The organism is Sorangium sp. So ce887 (genome assembly GCF_051521455.1).
Taxonomy (GTDB): domain Bacteria; phylum Myxococcota_A; class Polyangia; order Polyangiales; family Polyangiaceae; genus Sorangium.
Genome location: NZ_CP150354.1, coordinates 3,655,556 through 3,672,792, shown reverse-complemented (window position 1 = coordinate 3,672,792; position 17,237 = coordinate 3,655,556). Strand labels below are relative to the sequence as shown.

Sequence of the window (17,237 nt, the reverse complement as noted above, 5' to 3'; positions counted from 1 at the left end):
AGCGAGCGGCGTCATCCCCGCCGCTGCGTCACCGGCGGAGGCGCGCTTCTGGAGCGCGGTGGAGGACGGCGACGTGGCGACCGTGACCGACGCGCTCGACGTCGGCGACGACGAACACCGCGCGGCGCTCGCGACCATTCTCCCGACGCTCGCGACGTGGCGGCGCGCGCGTCGCGCGCAGAGCACGCTCGATACGTGGCGCTACCGCGTCGTGTGGAGAGCACTCACCGCGCCGCCGAAGGGTGACGTCGCCGGGACGTGGCTCGTGGTCGCGCCCGGGGTCGCCAGCGCGCTCGCGGACGGCTTCGCGCGCGCGCTCGAAGCACGCGGGGCGCGCGGTGTGCTCGTGCCCGTCGATGCCGAGGATGCGGCGCGCACGCCGCTCGCGGAGCGCCTCCGTGCTGCCGCGGGCGGCGAGGCGATCCGCGGGGTGATCTCGTTCGCGGCGCTCGACGAGCGCCCGGCGCCGTTCGAACCGGCCGTGCCCCTCGGGCTCGCCGTCTCGCTCGGCCTCGTGCAGGCGCTCGGCGACGCGGCGATCGACGCGCCGCTCTGGCTCGTCACGCGCGGGGCCGTCGCGGTCGAGGCATCCGAGCGCGTCACGCGCCCGCTCCAGGCAATGACGTGGGGCCTCGGGCGCGTCGTCGCCCTTGAGCACCCCGATCGCTGGGGCGGGCTCGTCGATCTCGGCGAGGAGAGCGCGCGCGACGCGAACGTGCACGATCGCCTCGCCGACCTCGTCGCGCGCCGTGACGACGAGGACCAGCTCGCGCTGCGCGCCGCGGGGACCTACGTGCGGCGCCTCGTCCGCGCCCCGCACGACGGCGCGCACGCCCCCGCGTTCGCGCCGCGTGAGACGGCGCTCGTCACGGGCGGGACCGGCGCGATCGGCGCGCACGTCGCCCGCTGGCTCGCGCGGAGCGGCGCCGAGCACATCGTGCTCGTGAGCCGGCGCGGAGCCGCGGCCCCCGGCGCTGGCGCGCTCGTCGAGGAGCTCTCGGCGCTCGGCGCGCGCGCGACGGTGGTTGCGTGCGACGTCGCCGATCGCGAGGCGGTCGCGGCGCTCGTGCGCGACGTCGAGGCCGGCGGCGCGACGGTGCGCGCCGTGTTCCACGCGGGCGGCGCGATGCACGAGGCGCCGGTCGCCGCCATGCGTACCGAGGAGCTCGCCGACGCGATCGCCGCGAAGGCTCGCGGCGCGCAGCACCTCCACGACGTCTTCGCGCAGCGCCCGCTCGACGCGTTCGTCCTCTTCTCGTCGGGAGCGGGTGTGTGGGGTGGCGGGCGGCAAGGCGCGTACGCCGCGGCGAACGCGTTCCTCGACGCGCTCGCCGAGGCACGTCGCGCGGACGGCCTCGCGGCGACGTCGATCGCGTGGGGCGCGTGGGCGGGCGGCGGGATGCTCGCGACCGACGCCGAGCGGCGCTTGATGCACCGCGGCGTCGCGCCGATGGATCCGGAGCTCGCCGTCGCGGCCCTCGCGCACGCGCTCGATCACGCCGAGACGTGCCTCGCCGTCGCCGACGTCGACTGGGCGCGCTTCGCCCCGTCGTTCGCCTCGGCGCGCCCTCGCCCGCTCCTCGACGAGCTCGCGGAGGCGCGATCGGCGATCGATGCGCTGCACAAGCCACCGGACGACGCGAGCACGGCCGCCGGCCCCGAGCCCGCAAACACGCTGAGGGCCACGCTCGCGGCGCTCCCGGAGGGCGAGCGCCACCGCCACCTCCTCGCGCTCGTGCGGATGGAGACGGCGGCGGTGCTTGGGCACGCGGACGCGTCGCGCGTCGAGCCGAACCGCGGATTTTTCGACCTCGGGCTCGACTCGCTCATGTCCGTCGAGCTTCGCAGGCGCGTCCAGCGCGCGACCGGCATCAAGCTCCCGGCGACGCTCGCGTTCGACCACCCGACGCCGAGCGCGCTCGCGAGCAAGGTGCTCGCCGCGATCGTCCTCCACGACGCGACCCCGCACGCCTCGCCCTCCGCGGAGCTCGCGCGCCTCGAGGGGACGCTCTCGGCCATCTACGCGGACGAAGCGCTCCGCGACGACCTCACGGCGCGCCTCCACGCCTTCCTGGAGAAGCGGGCGGCCCGCGCCGAACGCCCCGACGACTCCGCGTTCGCCGAGAAGCTCGGCTCCGCGAACGCCGACGAACTCATCCGCCTGATCGACCAGAAGCTCGGAGATCGCATCGATGTCGACCGTTACTAACGACACGCTCACGGAGTACTTGCGGCGTCTCACCCAAGAGCTCCACAAGAGCGAGACGCGCCTGCGAGCGAGCGAAGAGAGGCGGCACGAGCCGATCGCCATCGTCGGCATCGGGCTCCGACTCCCGGGCGGGATCCACGACAGCGACACGCTCTGGACGCTCCTCGAGGAGGGCCGCGACGCCATCGCGCCGATCCCCGCGAGTCGGTGGAACGCCGACGCGACGTACGACCCCGATCCGGACGCCGTCGGCAAGAGCTACGTGCGCGACGCCGCCATGCTCGATCGCGTCGACCTCTTCGACGCCGATTTCTTCGGGATCAGCCCGCGCGAGGCGAAGTACGTCGACCCGCAGCACCGTCTCTTGCTCGAGACGTCGTGGCAAGCGCTCGAGGACGCGGGGATCGTGCCGGGATCGCTGCGAGACTCGAAGACCGGCGTCTTCGTCGGCACGGGCGCGAGCGACTACGCGTTCCTCCAGAGCGATCGCGACGCCTCGGAGGCGTACGCGTTCATGGGGATGATCTCGTCGTTCGCGGCGGGCCGCATCGCGTTCACGCTCGGGCTCCAGGGCCCCGCGCTGTCGATCGACACGGCCTGCTCGTCGTCGCTCGTCGCGCTCCACCTCGCGTGCCAGTCGCTGCGGCAAGGCGAGTGCGACCTCGCGCTCGTCGCGGGTGTGCAGGTGATGTCGACGCCGGAGGTGTTCGTGCTGCTCTCGCGCACGCGCGCGCTCGCGAGCGACGGGCGCTCGAAGACGTTCTCGGCGAACGCCGACGGCTATGGCCGCGGCGAAGGCGTCGTCGTCCTGGCCGTCGAGCGGCTCCGCGACGCGCGCGCGAAAGGGCGCGCGGTCCTCGCGGTGATCCGCGGCAGCGCGGTGAACCACGACGGCACGTCGAGCGGGATCACGGTCCCGAACGGGCCCGCGCAGCAGAAGGTGCTCCGCGCCGCGCTCGACGACGCGCGGCTCGTCCCCGCCGACGTCGACGTCGTCGAGTGCCACGGCACGGGGACCTCCATCGGCGATCCCATCGAAGTGAACGCGCTCGCCGCCGTCTACGGCGAGGGGCGCCCCGAAGACCGCCCGCTGTTCCTGGGCGCGCTGAAGACCAACATCGGGCACCTCGAGTTCGCGTCGGGCCTCGCCGGCGTCGCGAAGATGGTCGCCTCCATGCGCCACTCGACCCTCCCCGCGACGCTGCACACGAGCCCGCTCAACCCGCTCGTCGACTGGGGCGCGATCCCCGTGCGCGTCGTCGACGCCGCGCGCCCGTGGACGCGCCGCGACGACGGCGCCCCCCGGCGCGCTGGCGTCACGGCGATCGGCCTCTCCGGCACCAACGCGCACGTGATCCTCGAGGAGGCGCCCGCCGAGGCCGAGCGCCCGGCGCCCGGCGCCGCGCCCGCGCAGGCGCTTCCGGTCGTGCCCGTTCTCCTCTCGGGCAAGACCGACGAGGCGTTGCGCGCGCAGGCGGCGCGCCTCCACGCGCACCTCGCGGAGCGTCCCGACGCGCGGCTCGTCGACGTGGCCGCGTCGCTCGCGACGACGCGCACGCACTTCGATCGACGTGCGGCCGTCGTCGCGGCGGATCGCGACGAGCTCCTCGGCGCGCTGGACGCGCTCGCGCGCGGCGAGGCAGGCCCGGGGTCGGTCGTCGCGAGCGCGATCCCCGCCGGCAGGGTCGTTTTCGTGTTCCCCGGCCAGGGCTCGCAGTGGGTCGGGATGGCGCGCGCGCTCCTCGCGTCGTCGGCGGTCTTCCGCGACGAGATCGAGGCCTGCGAGCGCGCGCTCGCGCCGCACGTCGCCTGGTCGCTCGGCGCCATTCTCCGGGGCGACGACGATGAGGCGACGCTCCTCGGCCGCGTCGACGTCGTGCAGCCGGTCCTCTTCGCCGTCATGGTCGCCCTCGCCGCGCTCTGGCGCTCGATCGGCGTCACGCCCGACGCCGTCGTCGGGCACAGCCAGGGCGAGATCGCCGCGGCGTACGTCGCGGGCGCGCTCTCGCTCGAAGACGCGGCGAAGGTCGTCGCGCTGCGCGCGCGAGCGCTCACGAAGATCGCGGGGCGCGGGGCGATGGCCGCGATCGAGCTCGGCGCACCCGACGTCGAGGCGCGCCTCGCGGCGTTCGGCGACGCCATCGCGATCGCGGCGATCAACAGCCCGCGCGCCACGCTCGTCGCGGGCGACACGGACGCGATCGACGCGCTCGTCCGCGACCTCGAGGCCGCGCAGATCTTCGCGCGGAAGGTGCGCGTGGACTACGCGTCGCACTCGGCGCACGTCGAGGCGATCGAGCGCGAGATCCTCGCGGATCTCGCGGGGATCAGGCCGCGCGCGGGCACTCTGCCGCTCTACTCCGCCGTGACGGGCGCGAAGCTCGACGGGAGCCGCCTCGACGCCGCGCATTGGTACCGGAACCTGCGCTCGACCGTCCGCTTCGAGGACGCCACGCGCGCGCTCCACGACGACGGCCACCGCTTCTTCGTCGAGGTGAGCCCGCACCCCGTGCTCGCCCTCGCGCTCGACGAGACGCTCTCGTCGCTCGGCGGCGATTCGGCCGTCGTGTCCTCGCTCCGCCGCGACGAAGGGGACCTCGCGCGCTTCCTCCTCTCGGCAGGCGAGCTCCACGCGCGCGGGCACGCCATCGACTGGGGTGCGTTCTTCGCGCCGGTCGGGGCGCGCCGCGTGACGTTGCCGACGTACGCGTTCCAGCGCGACCGGTTCTGGCTCGACGCAGGCGACGCGTCGGACGACGAGGGCGTGGCGCCGGGCGCGTCCGCCGAGGAGGCCGCGTTCTGGCAAGCCATCGAGCGCGGCGACGTCGCGGCGCTCTCGGACGCGCTCCACGTCGCCGACAGCGGGCAGCGCTCGGCCCTCGAGAGCCTCGTGCCCGCCCTGTCGACGTGGCGGCGGAGCCGCCGAGAGCAGAGCACCGTGGACGCGTGGCGCTACCGCGTCGAATGGAGGCCCGTGAGCGCCGCGTCACGCGCCGACGTCGCGGGGACGTGGCTCATCGTGATCCCGGCCGGCGTCGCGAGCGATCTCGCGAGCACCCTCGCGGCGGCGCTCACCGAGCGCGGCGCCGACGTCGTCCCGGTCGCGCTCGAGGCGAGCGACCTCACCGCACACGACGCCGCGTCGCGCCTCCGCGACGCGATCGCGGGCCGGCCGGCGATCCGCGGCGTCCTCACCCTCACGGCGCTCGACACCACGCCGCTCGACGGCCGCCCCGCGGTGCCCGTGGGTCTCGCGCGCTCGCTCGCCCTCGTCCAGGCGCTCGCCGAGCTCGCCATCGAAGCGCCCCTCTGGATCGTCACTCGAGGCGCGGTCGCGATCGGTCGATCCGACCGGATCGAGAGCCCCGCGCAAGCGATGGCGTGGGGCCTCGGGCGCGTCGTCTCGCTCGAGCAGCCGGAGCGCTGGGGCGGGCTCGTCGATCTCCCCCGCGCGCACGCCGACGGCGCGCTCGACGCGGCGGCCATCGAGCGCCTCGTCGCCGCGCTCGGGAGCCGCGACGGCGAGGACGAGCTCGCGCTCCGCCCGACGGGCCTCTTCGCGCGGAGGCTCGCGCGCGCGCCTCTCGGCGACGCTCCCGCGCAGCGCTTCGAGCCGCGCGGGACCGTCCTCGTCACGGGCGGCACGGGAGCGCTCGGCGCGCACGTGGCGCGATGGCTCGCGCGTCACGGCGCCGCGCACGTCGTGCTCACGAGCCGCCGCGGAGCCGACGCCCCGGGCGCCGAGGCGCTCCGCGCGGAGCTCACGGAGCTCGGCGCCCGCGTGACGATCGCGGCGTGCGACGTCGCGGACCGCGCGGCGCTCGAAGCGCTCTTCGCGGCCCTCCCGGCCGAAGAACCGCTCACGGCCATCTTCCACACGGCGGGCGTGATCGACGATGGCGTCCTGGGATCGCTCACGCCGGAGCGCCTCGAGACCGTCCTCCACGGCAAGGCCGACGCCGCGCGGACGCTGCACGAGCTCACGAAGACGCGCGACCTCGCGGCGTTCGTCCTCTTCTCGTCGGCGGCGGGCGTCTTCGGAAACGCGGGCCAGGCGAGCTACGCCGCCGCCAACGCCTTCCTGGACGCGCTCGCGGAGGAGCGCCGCGCGCTCGGGCTCCGCGCGACGTCCGTCGCGTGGGGCGCGTGGGCCGGAGCCGGGATGCTCACCCTCGACGTCGCGCAGGGCCTCCGCCGCGGAGGCTTCACGGCGATGGAGCCCGAGGTCGCCGTCGCGGCGCTCGCCAGCGCGCTCGATCGCGACGAGACGAACGTGACCATCGCGTCGATCGACTGGGCGCGCTTCGCGCCGTCGTACGCCTCGGCGCGCCCGCGCCCGCTCATCGCCGATCTGCCGGACGCGCGCCGCGCGCTTGACGCGCAGCCGAGCGCGTCGGCCGCGCACGACGAGACCGCGCTCGTCGCGACCCTGCGCGCGCTCTCGGGCGAAGCTCGCCTCCGCCACCTCGCCTCCCTCGTCCTCGCGCAGACGGCGGCGGTCCTCGGCCACGCCGACCCGTCGCGCCTCGACCCGCAGCGAGGCTTCTTCGACCTCGGGCTCGACTCGCTCATGTCCGTCGAGCTTCGCCGGCGCCTCCAGAAGGCGACCGGCGTCAAGCTCCCGGCGACCATCACGTTCGATCGCCCGTCTCCGCACAAGCTCGCTGGCTTCCTCCGCGACGCGCTCCCCCTCGGCGGCGCCGCGCCGAGCACCGATGCCCGCCCGCACGCCGCCCGCGCGGACGCGAGCAACGAGCCCATCGCGATCGTCGGCGTCGGCCTGCGCCTCCCAGGCGGCGTCGACGACATCGACGCGTTCTTCCGTCTGCTCGCGGACGAGCGCGACGCGGTCGCTCCGATCCCGGCGAGCCGCTGGGACGTCGACGCCGTGTACGATCCGGACCCCGAGGCGAAGGGGAAGACGTACGTCCGCCACGCGGCGATGCTCGACCGCGTCGACCTCTTCGACGCGGGCTTCTTCGGCATCAGCCCGCGCGAGGCAAGGCACGTCGACCCGCAACACCGCCTCTTGCTCGAGACCGCGTGGCAAGCGCTCGAGGCGGCGACGATCATCCCCGCGTCGCTCCGAGACTCGGCCACCGGTGTCTTCGTCGGCGCGGGCGCGAGCGACTACGCCGTCCTGCAGGGCCGCGCCGACGACGCCGAGGCCTACGCCGCGATGGGCACCGCCGCTTCGTTCGCGGCAGGTCGGCTCGCGTTCACTCTCGGCCTCCAGGGGCCCGCGCTCTCGATCGACACCGCGTGCTCGTCGTCGCTCGTCGCGCTCCACCTCGCATGCCAGTCGCTGCGGCAAGGCGAGTGCGATCTCGCGCTCGCCGCGGGCGTCCAGGTGATGGCCTCGCCCGAGGTCTTCATGATCCTCTCGCGCACGCGCGCCCTCGCTCCGGACGGGCGGTCGAAGGCGTTCTCGGCGGACGCCGACGGGTTCGGCCGCGGCGAAGGCGTCGTCGTCCTCGCCCTCGAGCGCCTCCGGGACGCGCGCGCCCACGGCCACCCGATCCTCGCGGTCGTCCGCGGCACCGCCGTCAACCACGACGGGGCGTCGAGCGGCATCACCGCGCCCAACGGCACCTCGCAGCAGAAGGTCCTCCGCGCCGCGCTGGACGACGCGCGCCTGGCCCCCGCCGAGGTCGACGTCGTCGAGTGCCACGGCACCGGCACGTCGCTCGGCGATCCCATCGAGGTCCAGGCCCTCGCCGCGGTCTACGGCGAGGGGCGCGCCCCCGAGCGCCCACTGCTGCTCGGCGCGGTGAAGACCAACATCGGCCACCTCGAGTTCGCGTCGGGCCTCGCCGGCGTCGCCAAGATCGTGACGTCGCTCCGCCACGGGACGCTCCCTGCGACGATCCACACGAACCCGCGCAACCCGCTCATCGACTGGGACGCGCACCCCGTCCGCGTCGTCGACGCGGCCGAGCCGTGGGAGCGGCGCGCCGACGGAGCTCCGAGGCGCGCGGGGGTCTCCGCGTTCGGGCTCTCGGGCACGAACGCCCACGTCATCGTCGAAGAGGCGCCCGAACGCGACGCCCCGAAGGCCGCGCGCGGCGCGCTGCCCCTCTCGGGCGCGCTCCCCTTCGTGCTCTCGGCGAAGAGCGACGCGGCCCTCCGCGCGCAAGCCGCAGCGCTCCACGATCAGCTCGCGCGAACGCCCGACGCGGCGCTCGTCGACGTCGCCGCGGCGCTCGCCACGACGCGCTCGCAGTTCGACCACCGCGCCGCGATCGCCGCGGGCGATCACGCGACGCTGGTCGCGGCGCTCGAGGGCCTCGCCGCGGGCGTCGCGGCGCCGGGCACGTTCGTCGGCAAGGGCGCCGCCGACAAGCTCGCCGTCCTCTTCACGGGCCAGGGCGCGCAGCGCGCTGCGATGGGGCGCGGCCTGTACGACGCGTTCCCCGTCTTCCGCGACGCGCTCGACGCGGCCGCGAGCCACTTCGACCGCGAGCTCGACCGCCCGCTCCGCGACGTCCTCTTCGCGCCGAAGGGCTCGGAGCTCGCGAGCCTCCTCGACCGGACCGAGCTCACGCAGCCGGCGCTCTTCGCCCTCGAAGTCGCGCTCTTCCGCCTCGTCGAGGCGTGGGGCGTCACGCCCGACGTGCTCCTGGGGCACTCCGTCGGCGAGCTCGCCGCCGCGCACGTCGCGGGCGTCCTCTCGCTCGCCGACGCGTGCGCGCTCGTCGCCGCGCGCGCGCGCCTCATGCAGGCCCTGCCCGCGCGCGACGGCGCGATGGTCACGGTGCACGCGACGGAGGCCGAGGTGCTCGCCGCGCTCGAGGGGCAGGACGGACGCGCCGCGATCGCCGCGATCAACGCGCCGTCGTCGACGGTGATCGCCGGCGACGCCGACGCCGTGCTGCGCGTCGCCGCGCACTTCGAGGCGCGCGGGCGCAAGACGACCCGCCTCCGCGTGAGCCACGCGTTCCACTCACACCACATGGACCCCATGCTCGACGCGTTCCGCCGCGTCGCAGAAGGGCTCACGTTCCATCCGCCGCGCATCCCCATCGTCTCAAACGTCACGGGGAGGCTCGCGACGGACGAGATCCGTACGCCCGACTACTGGGTCCGCCACGTGCGAAGCGCCGTCCGCTTCGCCGACGGCATCAATACGCTGGAATCCGATGGCGTTTCTTCGTTCCTCGAGCTTGGGCCGCACGGCGTCCTCTCGGCGCTCGGCGAGAGCGCGCTGGCGAACGCGCAGCGCGGAGTCGCCTTCATCCCCGCGCTCCGCGACGGCCGCGCCGATGTCGACGCGCTCATGGCGGCTCTCTCGTCGCTCCACGCGCGCGGGCATCGCGTCGATTGGGCGGCGTTCTTCGGCCCGTTCGACCCGCAAGAGGTCGCGCTCCCGACGTACGCGTTCCAGCGCGAGCGCTTCTGGCTCGACGCCCCCGCGGGCGCGACGCGCGACGAAGCCGCGACCGCCGCGCCCGAAGACGCCGCGTTCTGGCGCGCGGTCGACGCGGGGGACGTGGGCGCGCTCGGCGCGACGCTGAACGCCTCGGGCGAGGACCACCTCTCGGCCCTCGCGACGCTGCTCCCCGCGCTGTCGGCGTGGCGAGGCGCCCGCAACGAGCGGAGCCTCGTCGACGCGCTCCGCTACCGCGTCGTGTGGAAGCCGCTCGCTCCGACCGCGGCGCACGACGTCGCGGGGACGTGGCTCCTCGTCACGCTCGCGGGAGCCAAGGACACGCTCGCGAGCGAGCTCGCGAGGGCCCTGACCGCGCGCGGTGCCGAGGTGATCACGATGCCGATCGCGGCGGCAGAGGCCGATCGCGTCCGCCTCGCCGTGCGCGCGCAGGAAGCTCTCGCGGACGCGGGCGAGCTCCGTGGCATCGTGTCCTTCGCCGCGCTCGACGAGACCACGCTCGCGACGCACCCGGCGCTGCCCGCGGGGATCGCGCTGACGCTCCGCCTCGTGCAGGCGCTCGGCGACATGGGCATCGAGGCGCCACTGTGGCTCGTCACGCGCGGCGCGGTGTCGACGGGGCGCTCCGATCGGCCGGCGAGCGCGGCGCAAGCGATGACGTGGGGTCTCGGGCGCGTCGTGGGGCTCGAGCACCCCGAGCGCTGGGGCGGGCTCGTCGACGTCGCAAACGGCGACACGATCGACGCGAAAGCGCTCGACCGCCTCGTCACGCTCCTCGCGTCCCGCAATGGCGAGGACCAGCTCGCGCTCCGCCCGACAGGCATCTTCGCGCGAAGGCTCGTCCGCGCGCCCCTCGGCGACACCGCGCCCGCGCGCCCCCTCACGCTGCGCGGCACCGCCCTCGTCACCGGCGGAACCGGCGGTCTCGGCGCGCACGTCGCGCGCTTGCTGGTGCGCCGCGGCGCAGAGCACCTCGTCCTCGTGAGCCGCCGTGGCGAGGACGCCCCTGGCGCCGGCGCCTTCCGCGCCGAGCTCGAGGCGCTCGGCGCGCGCGTGACGGTCGTCGCCTGCGACGTCGCCGATCGCGCCTCGGTCGCAGCTCTCCTGGCCCGCCTCGACGCGCAAGGCGATCACGTCCGCGCCGTCGTCCACGCCGCCGGCGTCGTCGCGCAGGCTGCCCTCGCGTCCACCGATCTCGACGACGTCCACGCCGTCGTCGCCGCGAAGGTCCGCGGCGCGCTCCACCTCCACGAGCTGCTCGGAGACCGCGAGCTCGACGCCTTCGTCCTCTTCGCCTCCGGCGCGGGCGTGTGGGGCAGCGGGCAGCAAGGCGCGTACGCCGCCGGCAACGCGTTCCTCGACGCGCTGGCCGAGGTGCGCCGCGCCGCCGGTCTCACGGCGACGTCGATCGCGTGGGGCGCCTGGGCGGGCGCCGGGATGCTCGGCGCACACGCCGGCGCCGACGCCGAGGCCGAGCTCCGGAAGCGCGGCCTCGTGCCGATGGCCCCGGCGCTCGCGATCGCCGCGCTCGCGCAGGCCCTCGATCACGGCGAGACAGCGGTCACGGTCGCCAGCATCGATTGGGCGCGCTTCGCCCCCGCGTTCGCCTCCGCGAGGCCGCGCCCGCTCCTCCTCGACATCCCCGAGGCGCAGCGCGCGGTCGAGGTCGCGTCGGCGCCCGCCGAGGCTGATGGCGCGAGCGCGGATCGCGCGCTCGTCGAGGCGCTGCGGCCGCTCTCCGAGGCCGACCGCGCGCGCCACATCGTGGAGCTCGTCGTCGCCGAGACCGCCACCGTCCTCGGGCACGCCGACGCGTCGGCGATCGATCCTCACAAGGGCTTCTTCGATCTCGGCCTCGACTCGCTCGTCGCCGTCGAGCTCCTCCGCAAGCTCCGCGCGCGCACCGGCGTCGAGCTCCCCGCGACGGTCACGTTCGATCACCCGTCCCCGCACCGCCTCGCGATGTACGTGCGCGAGGCGCTGCCGCTCGACGCGCCCCTCGCGCCGGCCGACGCGACGACGCCGCGCTCGTCGAGCGCGCACGCCGCGAGCGACGAGCCGATCGCGATCGTCGGCCTCGGGCTCCGCCTCCCCGGCGGCGTCGAGGATCGCGAGAGCCTCTGGTCGTTCCTCGAGCAAGGGCGCGACGGCGTCGGCCCGATCCCGAAGGACCGCTGGGACGCGGAAGCGATCTACGATCCGGATCCCGAGGCCAAGGGGAAGAGCTACGTGCGCGAGGCCGCGCTGCTCGATCGCGTCGACCTCTTCGACGCGGCGTTCTTCGGCATCAGCCCGCGCGAGGCAAAGCAGGTCGATCCGCAGCACCGCCTCCTGCTCGAGACGGCGTGGCAAGCGCTCGAAGAGGCGACGATCGTCCCCGCGTCGCTCAAGGACACGAGCACCGGCGTCTTCATCGGGATCGGCTTGAGCGACTACGCCCTCATGCAAGGCAGCGCCGAGGACACCGACGCATACGCCGCGATGGGCACGCTCTCGTCGTTCGCGGCGGGGCGCCTCGCCTTCACGCTCGGCCTGCAAGGCCCCGCGCTCGCGATCGACACCGCGTGCTCGTCGTCGCTCGTCGCGCTCCACCTCGCGTGCCAGTCGCTGAGGCGCGGGGAGTGCGACCTCGCGCTCGCCGGCGGCGTCCAGGTGATGACGCTCGCCGAGCCGTTCGTGCTCCTCTCGCGCACGCGCGCGCTCGCGGCCGACGGGCGGTCGAAGACGTTCTCGGCGAACGCCGACGGCTACGGGCGCGGCGAGGGCGTCGTCGTCCTCGCCCTCGAGCGCCTCCGCGACGCGGAGGCGAGGGGCCACCGGGTCCTCGCGGTGGTGCGCGGGAGCGCCGTCAACCACGACGGGGCGTCGAGCGGCATCACCGCGCCCAACGGCACCTCGCAGCAGAAGGTCCTCCGCGCCGCCCTCGACGACGCGCGCCTGGCCCCCGCCGAGGTCGACGTCGTCGAGTGCCACGGCACCGGCACGTCGCTCGGCGATCCCATCGAGGTCCAGGCCCTCGCCGCGGTCTACGGCGAGGGGCGCGCCCCCGAGCGCCCGCTGCTGCTCGGCGCGGTGAAGACCAACATCGGCCACCTCGAAGCCGCTTCCGGGCTCGCCGGCGTCGCCAAGATCGTGACGGCGCTCGAGCATGGCGCGCTGCCGGCGACGATCCACGCGCGCCCGCGCAATCCGCACGTCGACTGGGACGCGCTCGCCGTCCGCGTCGTCGACGCGGCGGAGCCGTGGGCTCGCCGCGACGAGGAAACTCCGAGGCGCGCCGGAGTCTCCGCGTTCGGCCTCTCGGGCACGAACGCCCACGTCATCGTCGAAGAGGCGCCGCTCGCGCGTCGATCCGCCGCCGCCGCCGCGGACGCTCCCCCGCCGGCCGTGCCCGTGCTGCTCTCGGCGAAGAGCGAGCGCGGCCTGCGCGCGCAAGCCGAGCGCCTCCGCGCGCACTTCACGGGGGGCGCAGGCGACGCGCTCGTCGACGTCGCGGCGTCGCTCGCCACGACGCGCTCGCACTTCGAGCACCGGGCAGCGATCGTCGCGCGCGACCTCGGCGCCCTCGAAGAAGCCCTCGCCGGGCTCGCCGAAGGCCGTTCGCCTTCGGGCACCACCGTCTCACGGAGCATGGGCGGCAAGCTCGCGCTGCTCTTCACGGGTCAAGGCGGGCAGCGCGCGGCGATGGGGCGCGGCCTCCACGGCGCGTTTTCTGTCTTCCGCGACGCCTTCGACGCGGCGTGCAGCTACCTCGATCGGGATCTCGATCACCCCCTCCGGGACGTGCTCTTTGCGCCGCGCGGCTCCGACCTCGCCGCCCTCCTCGACGAGACCCTCTACACGCAGACCTCCCTCTTCGCCCTCGAGGTCGCGCTCTTCCGCCTCGTCGAAGCCTGGGGAGTCTCCCCCCACGTCCTCCTCGGCCACTCCATCGGCGAGCTCGTCGCGGCCCACGTGGCCGGCGTTCTGTCCCTCGAAAACGCCTGCACCCTCGTCGGCGCGCGCGCGCGCCTCATGCATGCCTTGCCGCGGCGCGACGCCGCCATGGTCGCCATCCACGCCAGCGAGCTCGACGTCCGACACGCCCTCGATGCTCTCGACGGGCGCGCGTCCATCGCCGCCGTCAACTCGCCGTCCTCCATCGTCGTCTCCGGCGACGAGGAAGCCGTCCTCGCCGTGGCCGGCCGCTTCGAGGCCCTCGGCCGAAAGACCTCGCGCCTCCGCGTCAGCCACGCGTTCCATTCGCACCACCTCGACCCGATGCTCGATGCGTTCCGGCGCGTCGCCGAGGGGCTCACGTTCCACGCTCCGCGCATCCCGATCGTCTCCAACGTCACCGGCGCGCGCGCGTCCAACGACGAGCTCTGCTCCCCCGACTACTGGGTGCGCCACGTACGCAGCACCGTCCGCTTCGCCGACGGACTGGAAACTCTCCGCGCCGACGGAGTCTCCACCTTCCTCGAGCTCGGGCCCCACGCCGTCCTCTCCGCGCTCGGGCACGAGGCCCTCGCGAGCGAGGCCGTCGCCTTCCTCCCCGCCCTCCGCGACGGCCGCGATGACGTCGACACCCTCACCGCGGCGCTCGGCGCGCTCCACACCCGCGGCCACCACGTCGACTGGGACGCCTTCTTCGCCCCCTTCAACCCGCGCCGCGTCGCCCTCCCCACGTACGCCTTCCAGCGCGAGCGCTTCTGGCTCGACATGCCCAAGACGAAGACCTCGCGCGTCGCCGCCGCCGACAGCGCCGGCCGCTATCCGCTCGCCGGCACGCGGCTCGATCTCCCCGACGGCTCCGCTGTCCACACCCTCGACATCGGTCCCGGCGCGCAGCCTTACCTCGCCGATCACTCCGTCTACGGGCGCATCGTCGTCCCGGGCGCGTTCCACCTGGCGATCCTCCTCGCGGTCGCCGAGTCGCACTGGCCCGATAGCCCCCTCGAGCTGCGTGACGTCGAGTTCGTCCGAGCGCTCACGTTCGGAGAGCCCTCGGAGACCGTCGCGGTGCGCGTGCACCTCACGCCGGCAGGCGGCGATGGCAAAGGCTTCCACGCCACGGTCTCGACGCAGACAGAAGGCGCGTGGACCACGCACGCGACCGCGTCTCTCGGCGCGGCGCCGCCGAGCGCGCTCGCGCGGCACACCCCCGCGGCGCACGAGTCTCTCGCGGGCGACGAGTCGTCGCGCGCCGTCGCTCGCTTGATGGCATCGTTCGAGGCGTTCAACGTCGAGTGGGGCCCGAAGTGGCGCTGGCTCCGGCAGACGATGCACGCCGGCGACCGGACGGGCGTCGGCTACCTCGCCGCGCCCGACGGCGTCCCGACCGACGACGCGCCGCTCCCCGGCGGCCTCGTAGACAACGCGTTTGCCGTCGTCGGCAGCGCCGTCACGGGGCTGCCCGCCCACGGCGATCGCTCGACGAGCAACGTCCCGCCGCTGCCTTTCTCGATCGAGCGCCTCGTCTGGTACGGACGCGCCGAGACGCCCTGCTGGGCCGACTTCGTCATGCGCGGCGAGATCACGCCGGACGCCGACCGCTACGTCGGCGACATCACGCTCTGGTCACGTGAGGGCGCGTCGAGTGAAGGCGCGTCGCGCGAGGGCACCCCCGTCGCCACGATCGACGGCCTCGCCTTCCGTAGAGCCCCCGCCGACAAGTTCCTGCCCGAGCTCTCCGCCCGCAATCTGTACGCTCTCAGCTGGCCCGAGCAGCCCTCCGCCACGCGCTCCCCCCGCGGCAGGTGGGCTCTCCTCGGAGAGGACTCCCTCGGCATCGCGACCGACAGCTTCCCCGTCGACGCCTACGCCGACGTCGACGCCTTGCGCGATGCCCTCGACCGCGGCGCGCCGTGCCCAGACACCATCGCCCTCTCTCTCTCGACCGCGCTCGGCCTCTCCGACACCAGCGATACCCAGCTCGTTTCCTCGGTACACTCCGCCGCCGCACGCGCGCTCGCCTTGCTCAACACCTGGCTCGCCGACGAGCGCTTCGCCTCGTCGACGCTCGTCCTCCTCACCCAGCGCGCGGTCGCAACGCGCGCCGGCGAGGATGTCGTCGATCTCGCCTCCGCTCCTCTGTGGGGGCTCGTCCGCTCGGCGCAGGCAGAAAACCGCGACCGCGCCATCGTGCTCGTCGACCTCGACGGCTCCGACGCCTCGCGACGTGCCCTCCCCAACGCCGTCGCAAGCGCGCTCGACGACGCGGATCCGCAGCTCGCCCTCCGCGACGGACGCCGCCTCGCTCCGCGCCTCGCCCGCGTCGTCTCACCCACCCCTGCGACCACCAACGGGGCCACCAACCCGGGCGCCACGGCGCGCGCGCTCGACCCCCAAGGCACCGTCCTCGTCACCGGAGGCACCGGCACCCTCGGCGCTCTCGTCGCGCGTCGCCTCGTCGACCGCCACGGCGTCAAGCACCTCCTCCTGCTCTCCCGCCGCGGCCTGGATGCTCCCGGCGCAGCCGAGCTCGCCGCCGAGCTCGAAGCCCGCGGCGCCTCGGTCGTCCTCGCCGCCGCAGACGCTGCCGATCCCGCCGCCCTCCAGGGTGTCCTCCTCGCCATCTCGCCCGACAGGCCCCTCACCGCCGTCGTGCACGCCGCAGGCACACTCGACGACGGCGTGCTCTCGTCGATGACGCCCGCGCGCCTCAGCGCCGTCCTGCGGGCCAAGGTCGACGCCGCCGTCAACCTGCACGAGCTCACGCGCGACTGCCCGCTCCGCGCCTTCGTCCTGTTCTCGTCGCTGTCCGGCGTCCTCGGGAGCCCCGCACAGTCCAACTACGCCGCCGCCAACGCCTTCCTCGACGCGCTCGCCCACCGCCGGGCCGCGGGCGGTCTGCCTGCCGTGGCGCTCGACTGGGGCTACTGGGCGCAGACCTCCGAGCTCACAAAGCACCTCGAACACGCCGACCTCCGTCGCATCGCGCGCGGTGGGCTCAAGCCCCTCGCCTCCGAAGAAGCGCTCGCGCTCTTCGACCTCGCGCTCGCCCACGACGCGCCGTGCCTCGTCCCCGCAGCGTTCGACGCCGACGCGCTCCGAAAGAGCGGCGACGCACTCGCCCCGATCCTCCGAGGCCTCGTCACCGGCACCCGCGCTCGCGCGCAGCGCGCCAGCGCCTCCGCGCTCAAGCTCCGCCTCGCCTCCCTCGCTCCCCAGGAGCGCCAGCGGATGCTCCTCGACGTCGTGCGCGCCGACGTCGCAACCGTCCTCGGCGTCGCCTCTCCCCTCGACATCGATCCCGGACGACCTCTCCAGGAGCTCGGCCTCGACTCCCTCATGGCCATCGAGCTCAGAAACAGGCTCGCCGCCGCCACGGGGCTCAGGCTGAGCGCGACGCTCCTCTTCGATCACCCCACGCCGGAGGCGCTCGCGAAGCTCGTCTCCGGAAAACTGCTCCACGACGAGGCCGCCCCGCCGAGCACGAGGGCGGCGGAGATCGACCGGATCGAGGGAGCCCTCGCGAGCGCGTACGCGAACGAAGCGATCCGCGACGAGCTCACGATGCGCGTCAAGGCGCTCCTATCGAAGTGGATGGCGGACCGTGAGCCCTCGCCCGACGACGGGCTCGCGAGCCGCCTCGACGCCGCGAGCGACGACGAGCTGTTCCGCATGATCGACCACGTCCGCGTGGAGGCCGCTACATGA

2 protein-coding genes (1 of these 2 cut by a window edge) are annotated in these 17,237 nt (G+C 74.7%); both read left to right on the top strand.

Translation table 11 applies throughout. From position 1 onward, the window contains the following. Positions 1-2,209, top strand: partial view of a type I polyketide synthase gene (locus tag WMF36_RS13765; RefSeq protein WP_437580045.1) — the end only. 13,799 nt of this gene lie to the left of the window's left edge; 2,209 of the gene's 16,008 nt are visible here — the last part of the coding sequence; its start codon lies off the left edge, out of view; the stop codon is at positions 2,207-2,209. Beyond that, entirely contained in the window at positions 2,193-17,237 is a 15,045-nt protein-coding gene (locus WMF36_RS13760; RefSeq protein WP_437580044.1) for a type I polyketide synthase, read from the top strand. The genes WMF36_RS13765 and WMF36_RS13760 overlap by 17 nt, the downstream gene beginning before the upstream one ends.